Origin of the sequence: Marisediminitalea alba (assembly GCF_002993365.1) — a bacterium.
Lineage (GTDB): Bacteria > Pseudomonadota > Gammaproteobacteria > Enterobacterales > Alteromonadaceae > Alteromonas > Alteromonas alba.
In genome coordinates this window covers 1-15,252 of the sequence record NZ_PVNP01000003.1, presented here as the reverse complement: position 1 = coordinate 15,252, position 15,252 = coordinate 1, and the positions used below count along the sequence as shown (strand labels likewise).

The 15,252-nt window shown below is 48.9% G+C and carries 15 protein-coding genes; 9 read left to right on the top strand and 6 right to left on the bottom strand.

What is annotated here, in order from left to right; translation table 11 throughout:
- Nucleotides 1-2 precede the first annotated feature (2 nt).
- Nucleotides 3-2,417 carry a S9 family peptidase gene (locus tag C6Y40_RS00100; protein ID WP_105932756.1) on the bottom strand — a complete coding sequence of 805 codons (2,415 nt, stop codon included), beginning with the start codon at nucleotides 2,415-2,417 and terminating at the stop codon, nucleotides 3-5.
- A 245-nt stretch (nucleotides 2,418-2,662) separates the two neighbouring features.
- Between C6Y40_RS00100 and C6Y40_RS00095 the strand changes: the two genes are divergently transcribed.
- Nucleotides 2,663-3,502 carry a pepsin/retropepsin-like aspartic protease family protein gene (locus C6Y40_RS00095; protein WP_105932755.1) on the top strand — a complete coding sequence of 280 codons (840 nt, stop codon included), beginning with the start codon at nucleotides 2,663-2,665 and terminating at the stop codon, nucleotides 3,500-3,502.
- A 32-nt stretch (nucleotides 3,503-3,534) separates the two neighbouring features.
- On the opposite strand, the gene rpoD is transcribed toward C6Y40_RS00095, so the two are convergent.
- The 4 genes from rpoD to rpsU form a co-directional block, all read right to left on the bottom strand.
- Entirely contained in the window at nucleotides 3,535-5,373 is a 1,839-nt protein-coding gene (gene rpoD / locus C6Y40_RS00090) for an RNA polymerase sigma factor RpoD (protein ID WP_105932754.1), read from the bottom strand.
- Between the two features lie 416 nt (nucleotides 5,374-5,789).
- Complete coding sequence (dnaG, locus tag C6Y40_RS00085; RefSeq protein ID WP_105932753.1) at nucleotides 5,790-7,580, bottom strand: DNA primase; 1,791 nt, start codon at nucleotides 7,578-7,580, stop codon at nucleotides 5,790-5,792.
- A 110-nt stretch (nucleotides 7,581-7,690) separates the two neighbouring features.
- Entirely contained in the window at nucleotides 7,691-8,134 is a 444-nt protein-coding gene (locus C6Y40_RS00080) for a GatB/YqeY domain-containing protein (RefSeq protein ID WP_105932752.1), read from the bottom strand.
- 74 nt (nucleotides 8,135-8,208) lie between these two features.
- Nucleotides 8,209-8,424 (bottom strand): 30S ribosomal protein S21, encoded by a 216-nt coding sequence (gene rpsU, locus C6Y40_RS00075; protein ID WP_012517258.1) that lies wholly within the window; start codon nucleotides 8,422-8,424, stop codon nucleotides 8,209-8,211.
- Between the two features lie 250 nt (nucleotides 8,425-8,674).
- Between rpsU and tsaD the strand changes: the two genes are divergently transcribed.
- From tsaD to C6Y40_RS00055, 4 genes are read left to right on the top strand one after another with little or no spacing between them, the layout of a single operon-like run.
- Nucleotides 8,675-9,691, top strand: a complete 1,017-nt coding sequence (gene tsaD / locus C6Y40_RS00070) for a tRNA (adenosine(37)-N6)-threonylcarbamoyltransferase complex transferase subunit TsaD (RefSeq protein ID WP_105932751.1) — start codon at nucleotides 8,675-8,677, stop codon at nucleotides 9,689-9,691.
- A 44-nt stretch (nucleotides 9,692-9,735) separates the two neighbouring features.
- Nucleotides 9,736-10,950, top strand: a complete 1,215-nt coding sequence (locus tag C6Y40_RS00065; RefSeq protein WP_105932750.1) for an alkaline phosphatase family protein — start codon at nucleotides 9,736-9,738, stop codon at nucleotides 10,948-10,950.
- A 17-nt stretch (nucleotides 10,951-10,967) separates the two neighbouring features.
- Nucleotides 10,968-11,318: a carboxymuconolactone decarboxylase family protein gene (locus C6Y40_RS00060; protein ID WP_105932749.1), complete on the top strand. Its 351-nt coding sequence runs from the start codon at nucleotides 10,968-10,970 to the stop codon at nucleotides 11,316-11,318.
- A 23-nt stretch (nucleotides 11,319-11,341) separates the two neighbouring features.
- Nucleotides 11,342-12,166, top strand: coding sequence for a TlpA disulfide reductase family protein (locus tag C6Y40_RS00055; protein ID WP_146129457.1), 825 nt, complete (start codon nucleotides 11,342-11,344; stop codon nucleotides 12,164-12,166).
- Between the two features lie 3 nt (nucleotides 12,167-12,169).
- On the opposite strand, the gene plsY is transcribed toward C6Y40_RS00055, so the two are convergent.
- A complete protein-coding gene (plsY, locus tag C6Y40_RS00050; RefSeq protein ID WP_105932747.1) occupies nucleotides 12,170-12,772 on the bottom strand; it encodes a glycerol-3-phosphate 1-O-acyltransferase PlsY in 603 nt (200 codons plus the stop codon).
- A 197-nt stretch (nucleotides 12,773-12,969) separates the two neighbouring features.
- Here plsY and folB point away from each other — a divergent pair, with 197 nt between their 5' ends.
- Genes folB through C6Y40_RS00030 form a run of 4 tightly spaced genes read left to right on the top strand, consistent with a single transcriptional unit; the run spans nucleotide 12,970 to nucleotide 15,029 of the window.
- Nucleotides 12,970-13,326, top strand: a complete 357-nt coding sequence (gene folB / locus C6Y40_RS00045; protein WP_105932859.1) for a dihydroneopterin aldolase — start codon at nucleotides 12,970-12,972, stop codon at nucleotides 13,324-13,326.
- A gap of 1 nt (nucleotide 13,327) precedes the next feature.
- A complete protein-coding gene (folK, locus tag C6Y40_RS00040) occupies nucleotides 13,328-13,834 on the top strand; it encodes a 2-amino-4-hydroxy-6-hydroxymethyldihydropteridine diphosphokinase (protein WP_240621792.1) in 507 nt (168 codons plus the stop codon).
- On the top strand, nucleotides 13,831-14,631 hold the full coding sequence (locus C6Y40_RS00035) for an undecaprenyl-diphosphate phosphatase (RefSeq protein WP_105932745.1): 801 nt from the start codon (nucleotides 13,831-13,833) through the stop codon (nucleotides 14,629-14,631). Before folK ends, C6Y40_RS00035 begins: the two co-directional genes overlap by 4 nt.
- 29 nt (nucleotides 14,632-14,660) lie before the next feature.
- The gene (locus C6Y40_RS00030) at nucleotides 14,661-15,029 is read left to right on the top strand and encodes a histidine triad nucleotide-binding protein (RefSeq protein ID WP_105932744.1); all 369 of its coding nucleotides are present in this window, start codon (nucleotides 14,661-14,663) and stop codon (nucleotides 15,027-15,029) included.
- Nucleotides 15,030-15,252: the final 223 nt, after the last annotated feature.

Below are 15,252 nucleotides of genomic sequence, written 5' to 3'. Positions count from 1 at the left end.
GGTTACTTAGCCTTTACGTGTTGTTCCAGCCACTGGTCCTGTTCCCACAGCATGTGCAGGATACTTTCCTTGGCGCGGTAGCCGTGGGACTCTTTGGGTAACATTACCAGTCGTGCTGTGGCACCAAGGCCTTTAAGGGCATTAAAGTAGCGCTCACTTTGCATGGGGTAGGTTCCACTGTTGTTATCAGCCTCGCCATGTATAAGTAATAACGGGGTTTTCATTTTGTCGGCATGCATAAAGGGCGACATGGTGTAATACACCTCTGGAGCTTCCCAGTAAGAGCGCTCTTCAGACTGGAAGCCAAAGGGCGTGAGGGTGCGGTTATAGGCACCACTGCGAGCGATACCGGCAGCAAATAAATCAGAATGAGACAGCAGGTTAGCCACCATAAAGGCACCATAGCTGTGACCACCCACTGCTACGCGCTGTCGGTCGATAAGCCCGCGCGCGTCAACGGCATCAATGGCGGCCCTGGCGTTAGCTACTAACTGGCTGCGGAAGCTGTCATTGGGCTCTTCATCGCCTTCGCCAACAATGGGGAAGGCCGCGCCATCGAGTACCACATAGCCTTTGTTTACCCAGTAAATCGGTGAGCCCCAGAACGGATAGGTAAACTCATTGGGATTACTGGTATTCTGTGAGGCGCTGTTTTGATCTTTATACTCCCGGGGGTATGCCCACAGGATCATCGGATATTGCTTACCTTCCTCGTAGCCAACCGGCAAATAAAGCGTGCCGGAAAGCTCCAGCCCGTCGTCACGCTTATAGGTGATGACTTCCTTTTTAACGCTCTGAATGGCTTTAAACGGATTTTCAAAGTCTGTTAACTGCGTAATCGATTGGTCGGTTAGATGACGGAAGTAGCGGTTCGGGTATTTACTTTTTGACTCGATACTCACGGTGAGTTTTTGCTCATCAACTTTGTAATCGTATAACTCTTCCAGTTTATCGGTATAGGCAGAGTGGTAGAGGCGCTCTTTTTCGAGCGTTTTAAGATTAAGACTGTCGAGGAAAGGAAATTGTCCTTTATCTGAATAGCCATCGCCTAGTAAGAAGACCTTCGCGCCATCCATTGCCAGTACGCTCTGACCAAATTCATTGCGCTCAGTTACAAAAGAGCCCGGATCGCTGTAGGCATCCTGATAATTGCGGTCGAAAATAACCGTAGGCTCTGTATTGCTGTCGCTCGGGTTAAACGCATAGGCTTTAGTATTACGGGTGTTCCACCAGTAATCCTGGGCAATCGCGTGATCGTCGTTACCCCACATAATGCGTGAAAAGCGGTTATGGGTTTTAAGTAGCAGCGACGGAGTGCCATCGAATGGCGGTTCCAGCGCGTATACCGCATCGCGATAGTCAACTTCAACAGCCGGATCGCCTTTGTCCTGCGCTTCGGCAAAGACCAGGGTTGCGTGTTTATCATCACGCCACTGGACAGAGCGGCGGCCTTCGCGAGTGGCCATAAAGCCCTTGGGCAGATCCTCAATCAGCGGTACCGAAACAATATCATTAACAAATTTGCCCTGATGGGTATACACACTGGTGACCGATGGAAAACGGTTGTATTGCACCAGATAGCTGAACGGCTTTTTGTAACGGGTAACCAGTACATACTGGCCATCGGGTGAGACATCAATATTGCCGTACATCGCCGGTGCCAGCCAGTTGGAAGTGTCGCCGTTAAGGTCGACTTTTACCAGCGCAGAGCGGGTTAACTGTTCAAAGTTAAATTCGTCATTTTTGTTTTTCAGCAGATCCTGATAGGTACGATTCTGGGCTTTTTTGCCGTCACTCACCGATACCGTTGGGCCGGTCGGGGTGGCTGATTCGGTGTTAATCAGCGGCTGGCGGTTCTCGGGTACCACTTTTACCAGCAGTGCAGAGCCGTCAGCAAACCAGTTGATTACATCACGCATGTTGGCGTTAAGGATTGTTTTAGTAAGGCGCTTGGCCTTAGCGGTTTTTAAATCTACAACCCATAACTCAATGCCGTTCGGGGTCTTGTGGGTCATGGCCATTTTTTGCTGATCCGGCGACCAGGCAAAGTTGGATAATCGCGGGCTATCGGGTAATCCGGCGATTTCTACCGTTTGTTGACTGTTGATTCGCTGAATTTTTAAATCGTTATAAAAAGTATCTCGACTGCCGATATTCGCTTTGGGATCAATACGTAATCCCCCCAGTCGCAGCTCCTCTTCGGATAGCTCGGCGATAGTTTTATAAGTATCGCGGTACAGCATCAACGCGGTATCCTGACTATCATTCATCAGAAAATAGGGAGCGCGTTTTACATCGACGAGCTGGAGAATTTCTTCCGCCGGTTTTTGATATTCGGTGGCTGCCGGAACGGTGGGAGAGAGGATGACTGCAAAACAGAGTGCAGCAGCTCTCAGGCGTAACCTGTGAAGTTGCATGTGATTCCCTTATCGTTATTAGAATTTCGTATCTGTCGTTTTTTAGCGGTAAAGTGACTTTAACCACAGTGTATCTTAGCCTGATTTATTCATTGAGGTGAATAGGTTCGGGGCTAAATAACATTTACATACGGTTAACTTCTCTCAAGACGCAGCCATGCAAGCACCCATGCGTTGAAATTTTATACAGTGATGATTATATTTTAAGGTGCTTTACGTTGAGAATTATTCAAGGATGAATACCCATGAAACGTCGTCTTATCCACAAGCTTTTGTATCTTTTGCTGGCTACCTTAGCCGCAGTTAATGCGGCTTATGCAGCCGATGAACCCATAACGTTTAAATTTGAAATCAGCCCTTATGGACTGATTTTTACCGACATCGAGGCTAACGGTGAGCCAATGTTAGCGATGATTGATATTGGCGATCAGCAAAATCTGCAAATTGCTTTTTCTACCGCTGAGGCCCTGGCGATTCCACTCGAAAAGGCCGGTTTTAAGGCCGGTGATATTAACGGCAATCAATGGGACGTATATCAGGGCACGTTAAGCACGCTTAAGCTTGGCGAACGCATGTTTTCAGACGTTAGTTTCAGCAGTTCCCGCGGCGATATCGAAGGTGTGGCAGAGCAAATTTCTACGGATATTGAGGCGGTTATCGGGTGGGGCTTTCTGCAGGATTATATCGTGGAGTTCGATTACCGAAACAAATTCATCTGCCTGTACGAACAGCCACCGCACGGTTTGCTGCCAACCACGACGCTGGCCTATGAAGATCAGTATGGCCCGCTTATTATCGAGGTGATGCTGGAAGGCAAAATGCAGCGCGTGATGCTGGATACTGGTGCAAGCGTATCGGTGTTTGATCCCCAATTGGTTAAGTTTGGCAAACACAACGAAGTGAGTTTTACCCTTGGCGGCGAGGCGATAACCCTAACCGGTTACGAGCAGGACCTGGCAGTGCTGGCCGATTTAGAGGTAGTCGGTATTCTGGGTAGTGACTTACTGCATCTTTATAAGGTGATTATTAACCCGTTTAATCACCAGATGCACTTTGTTGAAATAAACAAAAAAGCCAGTCATTAAGACTGGCTTTTGATGATTAGTAGCAAGACGATTTATTCGTCCAGGAAGCTGCGCAGCTGTTCAGAGCGGCTGGGGTGGCGCAGCTTACGCAACGCCTTGGCTTCGATCTGACGGATACGCTCACGGGTTACATCAAACTGTTTACCCACTTCTTCCAGCGTGTGGTCGGTATTCATGTCGATACCGAAACGCATACGCAGTACCTTTGCTTCACGGGCAGTCAGGCCAGCCAGAACTTCCTGAGTGGCGTCTTTCAGGCTGCCGCCGGTAGCTGAATCGAGGGGCTGAATAATGGTGCTGTCCTCGATAAAGTCACCCAGATGCGAATCTTCATCATCACCGATGGGGGTTTCCATCGAGATTGGCTCCTTCGCAATCTTCAGTACCTTACGAATTTTGTCTTCCGGCATCAGCATGCGCTCAGACAGTTCTTCCGGCGTTGGTTCACGACCCATTTCCTGCAGCATCTGGCGAGAGATACGGTTCAGTTTGTTAATGGTTTCGATCATGTGAACCGGAATACGAATGGTCCGCGCCTGGTCGGCAATCGAACGGGTAATCGCCTGACGGATCCACCAGGTTGCATAGGTTGAGAATTTATAACCACGGCGGTATTCAAACTTATCCACCGCTTTCATCAGACCAATGTTACCTTCCTGAATAAGGTCGAGGAATTGCAGACCACGGTTGGTGTACTTCTTAGCAATTGAAATAACCAGACGTAAGTTTGCCTCAACCATTTCTTTCTTGGCACGACGGGCTTTAGCTTCACCAATCGACATGCGACGGTTGATATCTTTAATGTCGGCAACAACCAAACCGGTTTCTTGCTCAACCTGAGAAATCTTGCCAACACTGCGCTCGATTTCTTCTTTGTACGACTGTAACAAGCCAGCATAAGGTGCGTTGCCAGACAGAATCGTATCCAACCATGCGGTAGACGTTTCGTTACCGGCGAAAGCTTTGATGAAGTCTTTCTTCGGCATTTTGGCGTGCATGACGCAGTACTTCATTACCAGACGTTCCTGGATGCGTACGCGGTCCATCATCTCACGCATATTGCGAACCAGACGATCGAACTGTTTTGGCACCAGGCGGAATTCTTTAAAGATGTCGCTCAGCGCGTTAATTTCTTTACGCGAATCGGCGTGAGTACGACCTTTTGTTTCAATGACCTTGCGGGCAACCTGATACTGATCGCGTAATTCTGCAAACTTCTGACGAGCTTCTTCCGGATCAACACCGGTATCATCTTCGTCATCATCATCGTTGTCGTCATCATCGTCATCATCTTCGTCGTCCAGCTCTTCCTGAGAAAGTTCTGAACCAACGTGTGTGGCGGTGGGGGCGAGGTCTTCTTCGTTATTCGGATCAACAAAGCCAGAAATGATATCGCTTAAGCGAATTTCTTCTGCTTCGTAAAGGTCCCATTGATCGAGGAGGTAAGTAATGGCTTCAGGGTATTCTGCAACAGAACACTGAACCTGATTAATACCGTCTTCGATACGTTTGGCGATTTCGATTTCGCCTTCACGGGTAAGGAGTTCTACGGTACCCATTTCACGCATGTACATGCGGACCGGGTCGGTGGTACGTCCAATTTCGCTTTCAACAGTAGCCAGCGCTTGTGCTGCCGCTTCTGCAACTTCTTCGTCAGTGGTGGTTTCCTGCATTAACAGTTCATCGGAATCCGGTGCTGATTCTGCTACCTGGATACCCATGTCATTGATCATGCGGATGATATCTTCTATCTGATCCGAATCGACAATGTCTTGAGGCAGATGGTCGTTGACTTCAGAAAACGTCAAATAACCTTGTTCTTTACCTTTCGCAATCAGGAGTTTAATCTGAGACTGCTTGCTTTGCGCCATATACCCTACACTTTTCAAAAATTAACCATTGCAATATGACCCGTCCAAATGTAAATCTATGACGGACCGAGGTAATAACGTTACAACTTACCTACGGTAGACTGCTTTTGTTGGTTTACGTTTAATTGCCTGCCCATTGCGACGACGGCAGCGAATTACACAGTATAACAGAAACACGGTTATTTTGACTACTACGGCGGCTACTTTTACCGCATCTAATTTTGCTGATAAGCCTTTCAAAACTTGCCGGTTCTGCTGTAAATGTGGTGCTAATTCGCCGTTAACTGGTCTGTCGGTCGCAGGCCCGTTGCCTGCGATTAATGCCGAAGTCTGCTCCGGGTTCGTTGTTGCTTAGGTTTAAAGCCTTCACCGCAACTTTCAATACTTATACCCAATGCATAGGTTGCTGTGATGAATTAACTGCTTTGCCGTTCCCGCATGAGCATATTTAATTCCTGTTTTTCGTCACTACTAAGCGCCTGAATTCTTGATTTTGACAACAATTGGTCAATGCGGCTATCGAAATGCCAGTCTAACAGGCGGGCAAAGCAGTCCCGAAATACCCTTTGTGCGTCGGCCTCATCAATGAAGTGCTCCTGCACGAGTAACCGACCCAGACTCTTTGAATAAGGGTGCTCGCGGAAGTTTTCAACCACTTGTGCAGTTTTAGCCTGCGGATGGCTGGCACAAAAACTGAACACATCCTGTAAAACATTGAGGCCGGCAATCCCTGAACCGTTGAGAAATTCAGGCTGTACGGAATCACTACACTCTGCTGCCAGTGACGGATGTTCCAGCAACAATCTAATCATTACACTTATCGGCGACAGGCGGGTTTTATTGATATTGCCGCCGTCATTTTTTTGCTGTCTGGGGGCCGCTGAACCAGGGCTGGCATTGGCGGCGCGAATATCCCTATCGAGCTTAAAACGGTCGTACTCACCTACGTGTTTGCTGAGTTCTTCACTCAGCATCAGCTTTTGTTGTTCGCCGGCTACCTGGTCTATCAGTGGCTGGGCGGCTGATTTCAGGGCAATTTTACCTTCCGGGGTACCAACAGAATGCTGCTTAAGTAAGGCATCAAAGAAAAAGGTCGATAGCGGCGTTGCCCTGGCGACCATTTCCTCAAAGGCTTCCTGACCAATCTGACGTACCATGGTATCAGGGTCTTCGCCATCCGGCAGAAACAGGAATTTTAATTGTACGCCATCCTTTAAGGCTGGCAGGGCATTTTCCACCGCGCGCCATGCAGCATCTCTACCAGCCCGGTCGCCATCGTAACAACACACAATTTCCTGCGTACCACGCATCAGCATGGTCATATGATCCTGAGTGGTCGCGGTACCGAGTGCAGCGGTGGCATACTGGATGCCATACTGACTTAGCGCTACCACATCCATATAACCCTCAACCACCATGATGCGCTGTAAGTTACGTTGCTGGCGGGTTTGGTAGTAGCCAAACAACTCGTATCCTTTATGAAAGATACGTGTTTCCGGTGAGTTCAGGTATTTCGGGCCATTGCCTTCCATAATCCGGCCACCAAAGCCACACACCCGGCCACGCTTATCACGAATCGGAAACATGATCCGGTCGCGAAAAAAATCATACTGTTTGCCGTTGTCGTTTTGGTTTACCAGTTTAAGATCGAGTAACTGTTTTCTTAACGCGTTGTCGGTACCAAAGGTTTTGAGTACCGCATCCCAATCCGGCGGCGCGTAACCAATTTCCCATTGCTTAACAATTTCGCCAGACAAACCGCGCTGCTTGAGATACTCCACCGCTTTACTGCCCTGGGCATGGTGTTTAAGCTGATGCTGGAAAAAGCGTGTGACCTTTTCCATTAACTGGAAGTCTGACTCGTTCTGCTGCTTCTCTTTGTTACTGGTAAAACGACCTGAACCTTGCTCCCTTGGCACTTCCAGGCCGTGCATCTTCGCCAGTTCTTCAATAGCTTCAACAAACTCCAGCCGGTCATAGTCCATCAGAAACGAAATGGCATTGCCATGCTCACCACAGCCAAAGCAGTGATAAAACTGTTTATCCTGGCTTACGGTAAAAGAGGGCGTTTTTTCGTCGTGGAACGGACAGCAGGCTGAATAGTTTTTCCCCGCTTTTTTGAGCCGGACACGGCTATCAACAATTTCAACGATGTCGGTACGGGCCAACAGGTCGTCGATAAATTCGCGAGGGATTTTACCTGCCATAGATTGTACTACGCTGCCATGAAGTATTGGATTGCGGATACTTTATCAGGATATGTGGTAAGCGCAACGATCTGCGCCGCTACCATAAATGCCAGCGTGGGTTGGGTAATTTACCCTAAACGCTGTTTGATTTGGGCGCTCAGTGCGCCCATATCGGCCCGGCCTTGTACCTGGGGTTTTAACACACCCATCACCTTACCCATATCTTGCATGCCGCTGGCACCGGTTGAAGTCATAGCTTCATCGATCAGCACGGCAATTTCCTCTTTTGTAAGAGGCTGGGGCAGGAAAGACTCGAGTTCGACAATCTCTGAGCGCTCAGTTTGCGCCAGGTCTTCACGACCTGCCGAATCGTACTGCGCGGCAGCATCCTGGCGTTGTTTAACCATTTTGGTTAACACTGCCAGGATATCAGAATCGCCTAAAGTTACCTGCTCATCGATTTCTTTTTGCTTAATAGCTGCTAACGCCATGCGAATAGTGCCAAGACGGACCTTGTTTTTTGCCCGCATTGCCTCTTTTTGTGCATTTTTTAAATCGTCGATTAGCGCCATAAGTTACTCAGTCGATAGTTGCTTACAGGTTTTTTTGCTGCATGTTATTGCAGCTAAACTGGACTAAAGGTGAATTAGTACAGTTTTACGCGACGTGCGTTTTCGCGAGCCAGCTTTTTCAGGTGACGCTTTTTAGCAGCTGCTTTCTTGCGCTTACGTTCCCAAGTTGGCTTTTCGAAAAATTCACGACGACGAACTTCTGACAGAACACCGGCTTTTTCACAAGAACGCTTAAAACGACGCAGTGCTACGTCAAATGGCTCGTTTTCTCTAACTTTAACGATAGGCATTAAAAATTCACCTCAAAACTTAACAGGATGTCCGGGTTAAAATAGGTACTTTTAAACCACCCGGGTTAAAAATGGTGCGAAATTCTAATCATTCACGCCAAGGATGTAAAGTCTTAGTGTTAAAAAAATAGCCAAAACGCCCCATATAATACACCCAATGCACCGTAGTGGCCTGAATTCACCAATTCGGTTAAACTTCGCAGCCAGTCACCCCTGCTAAATCTGATCAACTAAAGGCAAACAGAACACTATGCGCGTATTAGGTATTGAGACATCCTGTGATGAAACCGGTATTGCTGTTTATGACGACGAACAGGGGCTTCTGTCGCATACCTTATACAGTCAGGTTAAGTTGCACGCCGATTACGGTGGCGTAGTTCCCGAGCTGGCATCCCGAGACCATGTGCGCAAAATCGTCCCGCTGATTCAAAAAGCGTTGAGCGATGCGGATTCCTCTTCTGATGATATCGATGGTATTGCCTATACCCGCGGGCCCGGCCTGGTTGGCGCATTACTGGTGGGCGCCTCAGTAGGACGTTCGTTAGCCTATGCCTGGAATGTGCCGACCATTGGCGTGCATCATATGGAAGGGCATTTGTTAGCCCCCATGCTGGAAGATAACCCGCCGCCGTTTCCTTTCGTTGCGCTGCTGGTGTCTGGCGGTCATTCCATGCTGGTGCGCGTAGATGGTATCGGCAGTTATGAATTACTCGGTGAGTCTATCGACGATGCGGCTGGTGAAGCCTTTGATAAAACGGCCAAGCTGCTGGGGTTGGATTATCCGGGGGGCCCGCTGCTAGCGAAGCTGGCCGATCAGGGCGAAGGCGGCCACTACAGTTTTCCGCGCCCGATGACCGACCGCCCTGGTCTGGACTTTAGCTTCAGTGGTCTTAAAACCTTTGCTGCCAATACTATTCGCGACGCCGACGGCAGTGATCAAACCAAGGCCAATATTGCCTTTGCTTTTCAGGAAGCGGTAATCGATACCCTGATTATTAAGTGTAAAAGGGCACTTAAACAAACCGGACTGAAACGATTGGTGATAGCCGGGGGCGTGAGTGCCAACACTTCGCTACGTACTGCCATGACCAAATTAATGCAGGATATCAACGGCGAAGTGTATTACCCGGGCTTAAGTTTTTGTACCGATAATGGCGCAATGATAGCGTATGCAGGCTTGCAGCGACTCAAAGCAGGTGAAACCACTCCTCTGTCAGAATCGGTAGTTCCTCGCTGGCCGCTTGATTCGTTAACACCAGTGTCATAAAAAAGGTGTTATCTTATGCTTTTTAATTGATATCAAAGCCTTTTATGACATTTTTTAGCTGGCGCAGTCTACTTGGCTGCCTGATTCTTCTTAGTCTGAATGTACATGCTGAACGTCCGGAACAGCATGTGGTATTAATCTCAATCGATGGCTTTCGTCACGACTATATCGACAAGCATCAGGCCCGGGCTATGGCCAATATTGCCGCTCGCGGTGTTCGCGCTGAAAGCATGCAGCCGGTGTATCCGGCCAATACTTTTCCTAATCATATTTCGCTGCTGACCGGCCTGTTGCCGGTTAATCACGGTATTGTGAACAACCGTTTTTATGATAAAAGCCGCCATGCTTACTACTCCATGGGGGAAGCTTACAAAGACAGCACCTGGATCACGGCGATGCCGTTCTGGAATCTGGTAGAAACCCATGGTTACCCGGCAGCCACCTACTTCTGGCCGGAGTCAGACGCACGGATTGGCGGGCAGTTACCTTCTTATCATTTTCACTATTCCAAATATTCAGACTATCAGCAGCGTATTGATCAGATCATTGAATGGCTGACCTATCCGGATGCGACCCGCCCGGTGTTTATTGCCGGTTACTTCTCTTTAGTCGATACCGTGGGGCACGATTATGGTCCGGACGCACCGCAGACTTTTGCCGCCGTGCAAAAAATTGATGCGCTGATTGGCCAGTTGTATGAACGTATTCAGGCTTTGCCAATTAAGGTTAACCTAATCCTGGTGTCTGATCACGGCATGAACGCGGTAGATACCAGCCGGATAATTTATCAGGACGAGCTGAATATCAGCGATGACTTTCTGGTACTCAACGAAGGCGAACAAATACTCTTGTACGCCAAAGACGGTGTCAGCGAGGCGGACGTTAAAAAGCAGGAAGAGGCGTTGCGAGCATTAGCACTGCCCGGAGTCAGAGTGTTTGATGAAAATCAACGAAACCATTATCACATGCCGCATAATCCGCGTACCGGTGATATTATCATTACCATTGATGCACCGGCCCGGTTTGCTAAAAATAAAGACAGCCGTATTGGTCCGGGCGGTCATGGCTATCTGCCTGAACATCCGGACATGGGGGCAACGTTTGTCGCTGCCGGGCCTGCCTTTAAGCAAGGGCAACGCCTTCCGCGCTTCAGTAATCTGGAGGTGTATCCGGCATTGGCAAAAGTGCTGGGACTTGAGTTGCTCCGCCCCATCGACGGTAAGCTGGACATACTCAATCAGGCGCTGGCTGAACAGTAACCTACGAGGTCGTGAAAATGAGTAAGTCTTATCCCGAAATTACCCAACGTATTTCCAGTAATTTAAAAGCATTACGCAGTGATATCAGCGATACCATGCAGGGCTTTTCTGCCATGGCGCAAGCCGCTACCAAAGATGGCGTACTGGACAAGAAAACCAAAGAACTCATCGCCCTGGCAATCGGCGTATCTACCCGCTGTGACGGTTGCATCGGCTTTCACGTTAAAGCTCTGGTGGAGCTTGGTGCAACCAAGCAGGAAATCGAGGAAACGCTGGGCATGGCGGTCTACATGGGAGGTGGTCCGTCGCTGATGTACGCCGCAGATGCCATGCTGGCTTATGAACAGTTCAGTGAAGCCAGCGCTTAATCACTCTTGCCGGTTGAACCGGCTTGCATAGCTTGTCGATAGGGCCGGTAGGTCTGGCTATCGACTATGTTCTGGTGTGGGGAGCTTTGTTCCTCGCACTTGTCTGGCTTCGTCTGGTCGTAAAAGAAAAGCCACTACGCGCGCAGGTAGAAAACACCCTGTTCAGTGTTTTTGTGGCGGCACTCCTTGGCGCCAGAGCCGGATTTATCTGGCGCATGTGGCCACAATATCAATTTGACTTGCTGGCCATGCTGGATATTCGCGATGGCGGCTTTTTGCCCCAGGCCGGATTGATAGCCGGGGCACTGGTACTGATATGGCGTGTGCATAAACTGCCTGTTACCCGCAAGCCTTCAGTGAAAGTTGTTCTGCTCACTGCCGCTTGTATGTTGCCGGTTTATATTGGGGTTAACTGGGTAAATCGCAGCACGACCATGCCGTTACCGGTGGTGCAGAATAATGTTCTTCAAACGGTGGACTTTGCAGCCTTTACGGATAAGCCCATTGTACTGAATGTGTGGGCTACCTGGTGCCCGCCATGTCGCCGCGAAATGCCAGTGCTTGAACAGGCCCAGCAAAATTACCCTAATCTGCATTTTATTTTTTTAAATCAGGGGGAGTCGGCTGCCGAAGTTAATGACTTTCTCAATAGCCAGGGCCTTAAACTCGAAAACGTCCTGCTTGATACCAGCGGAGCCGTAAGTGAAGCTTTCGGCGTGGCGGTATTGCCCACCACGCTGTTTTATTCGCCACAAGGTAAGTTACTGTATCGCCATGTAGGCGGTGTCTCAACAGCAAGTCTTGATTACGCATTGCAACAACTTACGCAAAGTACCCCTGAAGAGTAACGCCTACTCGTTGGCTTTGCCTTTATCCCAGACTTTACTCTCTTCGCCTTTGAGCAAGCGCTGAATATTTTCTTTGTGCCTGAATATGATCAGCACCGACAGCATGGCCACCGGTATGGTGTAAGTAGGCTTGATAAACCAGGTAAACACTGGCGCCAGTAGCACGGTAACAATAGCGCCCAGTGAAGAATATCCCCAGATAAACACCACAACCGCCCAGCTGGCAATCAGCGAACCGGCCAGCGCTGGTCCAATTGGCAACATAGCGCCAAATGCCGTAGCGACGCCTTTACCGCCGGCAAAATTAAAATAGAGCGGGAAGATATGACCCAGACAAGCAGCTATGGCAATAAAACCCAGGGCCACCGGGGCAAGCCCCATAAAAAAGGCCGAATACACCGGAATGGTACCTTTCAGGACGTCGATAATTAGCACCAGTAAAGCTGGAACCCGACCACCGAGGCGGTAAACATTGGTGGCACCGGGGTTGCCCGAGCCATGTCGGCGCGGATCAGGTAATCGAAAAGCACGGCTGACCAATACTGCACTGCTAACAGAGCCTATCAGGTAGGCAACGCCAATCATTAACAGACTGAGTGCAATCAAGCCAATGCTCCAACTATGTATGAAAAGTGTGCACACACTACTAGAATATCGCCCGCAAAGCCAGACATTGTGACGCTATGTGTGATAGTTATAAAACGTTCTGTGAGCTGGCCGGACTGGCCATGATTACCGGGATCGCGTAATCTGCAACGCCAATGCTATACTCGCAAAAAATGAGATTTAAGGTGCAGCAAACAATGCAGCAAATATTTATCGAAGGGCTGGAAGTGCCTACCCTGATAGGCGTATATGACTGGGAACGCACGCAAAATACCGTACTTATTATCGATCTGCTGATCGATGCCGACCTGAGCGCAGCTATGCAGTCAGACGATGTGGCTCACACTATCGATTATGCAGCGGTTGCAGAAACCGTTAAGCAAGTGGGTATCGACTCTTCCTTTGAATTACTTGAAGCGTTTGCCAATGCCATTATCAGTGCAGTATGCAGTGCCTTTCCCATCCAAAAACTGGTACTGACGATCGAAAAGCCGGGGATATTACCCGATGCCCTTAAGGTCGGTATCCGTATTACCCACGAGGCGGGCAAATAAAGTGAGCCTGCATCAGGTTTTTATTGGTATTGGCTCAAACATTGAGCGTGAGTTTCATACCCGCGAAGCTTACCGGTTGCTGCACCAGTACTTTGACAATGTGCTGGTATCACCGGTTTATGATTGCCCGGCAGAGGGCTTTGACGGGCCGGGATTTTACAACTGGGTGGCACGAGTGGATACCAGCTTATCGCTGGAGGCTATTTATCAGTTATTCAAACAATTAGAAGCCGAATACGGGCGAAAAGACTGGTATAAAAAGCACTGTTCACGCACAATGGATTTAGATTTATTGTGCTTCGATCAAATGGTGTGTGATGCGCCGGTGACGCTGCCCAGAGCGGAAATTCTCCAGCGCGCGTTTGTACTACGGCCGCTGGCTGATATTGCCCCGGATATGCGCCATCCGGTAGTAGGCAAAACGTTCTCGCAACTTTGGCAGGCCTTTGATCACAGCAAGCAGCTAACCACACCTGTCGATTTTAAATGGAGTTCACCCCAGGGATGACGCTTTTCGAAATTATTGTTCTGGCCATTATCCAGGGCCTTACCGAATTTTTACCTATCAGTAGTTCCGCCCATTTGATTTTACCTGCCGAAGTGCTCGGCTGGCGTAATCAGGGCCTGGCATTCGATGTAGCTGTGCACGTGGGCAGTTTACTGGCAGTAATGATTTACTTCCGTAATGACATCCTGCAAATGACAGGGGCCTTCTTTAAGCATGGATTTAGCAAACAACAAACCACCGACAGCAAGCTTGCCTGGTTTGTGGTAATTGGCACTATACCGGCAGTAATCGCCGGCTTTTTACTGAAAGACCTGATCGAAACCCATGCGCGCAGTGCCGCGGTAATTGCTACCACGACAATCCTGTTTGGCTTACTACTGTGGTACGCCGATGTAAAAGCTAAACATGTGCAGAAGCTGGAACAACTGACACTGCGTCAGACCATTATTATTGGTCTGGCCCAGATGCTGGCATTAATTCCGGGTACATCCCGTTCAGGCATTACGATGACAGCGGGTTTAATGTTGGGCTTAAATCGGGAAAGTGCGGCGCGCTTTTCGTTTTTACTGTCTATTCCGGTGATTCTCGGAGCCGGATTACTAGCAGTAAAAGACCTGCTCGAAGCTAATGAAGCTGTGGATTGGTCGGCATTAATTTATGGTGCAGGCTTTTCCTTTGTTAGTGCTTATCTGTGCATCTTTTTGTTCCTGAGCTGGATAAGCCGCATCGGTATGTTACCGTTTGTGATATACCGCTTACTGCTTGGCGTCGTGCTGATTGCCTTTATATTCTGGTAAGCCCTGTATCGATTTGATGGAGATAACAAATGGCTGAAACTATTTTTGATAAGATTATTGATAAGTCTATCCCGGCAGATATTTTGTACGAGGACGACAAGGCGTTAGCCTTCAAAGATATCAATCCGCAGGCACCGATTCATTTTCTGGTCATTCCTAAAAAGCAGATTGCCACCATTAATGACATCAGCGAAGAAGATGAAGCGGTGGTCGGCCATCTCTACACAGTAGCAGCCAAACTGGCTAAGGACATGGGCTTTGCCGAAGAGGGTTACCGTGCGGTAATGAACTGTAATGAGTTTGGTGGCCAAACCGTTTATCACATCCATTTACATGTTCTGGCCGGGAAAATGATGGGCTGGCCTCCATACACAGATAAACCCAAGCATTTAGAGTAACTTCGCGCCTAAGCGCGAAGTTATCCCGGAAGCGCCAAAGGCGCTATCCGGGATCTCCTGAGAAGGCTGACTAACCTAAATAGTATCGCGTTTGTTATCCCGGAAGCGCCAAAGGCGCTATCCGGGATCTCCTGAGAAGGCTGACTAACCTAAACAGTATGCGTTTGTTATCCCGGAAGCGCCAAAGGCGCTATCCGGGATCTCCTGAGAAGGCTGACTAACC

Bases quoted from the DNA above. Each gene is read 5' to 3' on its own strand.
- C6Y40_RS00100 (WP_105932756.1), bottom strand. From the start codon at position 2,417: ATGCAACTTCACAGGTTACGCCTGAGAGCTGCTGCACTCTGTTTTGCA.
- C6Y40_RS00095 (WP_105932755.1), top strand. From the start codon at position 2,663: ATGAAACGTCGTCTTATCCACAAGCTTTTGTATCTTTTGCTGGCTACC.
- rpoD (WP_105932754.1), bottom strand. From the start codon at position 5,373: ATGGCGCAAAGCAAGCAGTCTCAGATTAAACTCCTGATTGCGAAAGGT.
- dnaG (WP_105932753.1), bottom strand. From the start codon at position 7,580: ATGGCAGGTAAAATCCCTCGCGAATTTATCGACGACCTGTTGGCCCGT.
- C6Y40_RS00080 (WP_105932752.1), bottom strand. From the start codon at position 8,134: ATGGCGCTAATCGACGATTTAAAAAATGCACAAAAAGAGGCAATGCGG.
- rpsU (WP_012517258.1), bottom strand. From the start codon at position 8,424: ATGCCTATCGTTAAAGTTAGAGAAAACGAGCCATTTGACGTAGCACTG.
- tsaD (WP_105932751.1), top strand. From the start codon at position 8,675: ATGCGCGTATTAGGTATTGAGACATCCTGTGATGAAACCGGTATTGCT.
- C6Y40_RS00065 (WP_105932750.1), top strand. From the start codon at position 9,736: ATGACATTTTTTAGCTGGCGCAGTCTACTTGGCTGCCTGATTCTTCTT.
- C6Y40_RS00060 (WP_105932749.1), top strand. From the start codon at position 10,968: ATGAGTAAGTCTTATCCCGAAATTACCCAACGTATTTCCAGTAATTTA.
- folB (WP_105932859.1), top strand. From the start codon at position 12,970: ATGCAGCAAATATTTATCGAAGGGCTGGAAGTGCCTACCCTGATAGGC.
- C6Y40_RS00035 (WP_105932745.1), top strand. From the start codon at position 13,831: ATGACGCTTTTCGAAATTATTGTTCTGGCCATTATCCAGGGCCTTACC.
- C6Y40_RS00030 (WP_105932744.1), top strand. From the start codon at position 14,661: ATGGCTGAAACTATTTTTGATAAGATTATTGATAAGTCTATCCCGGCA.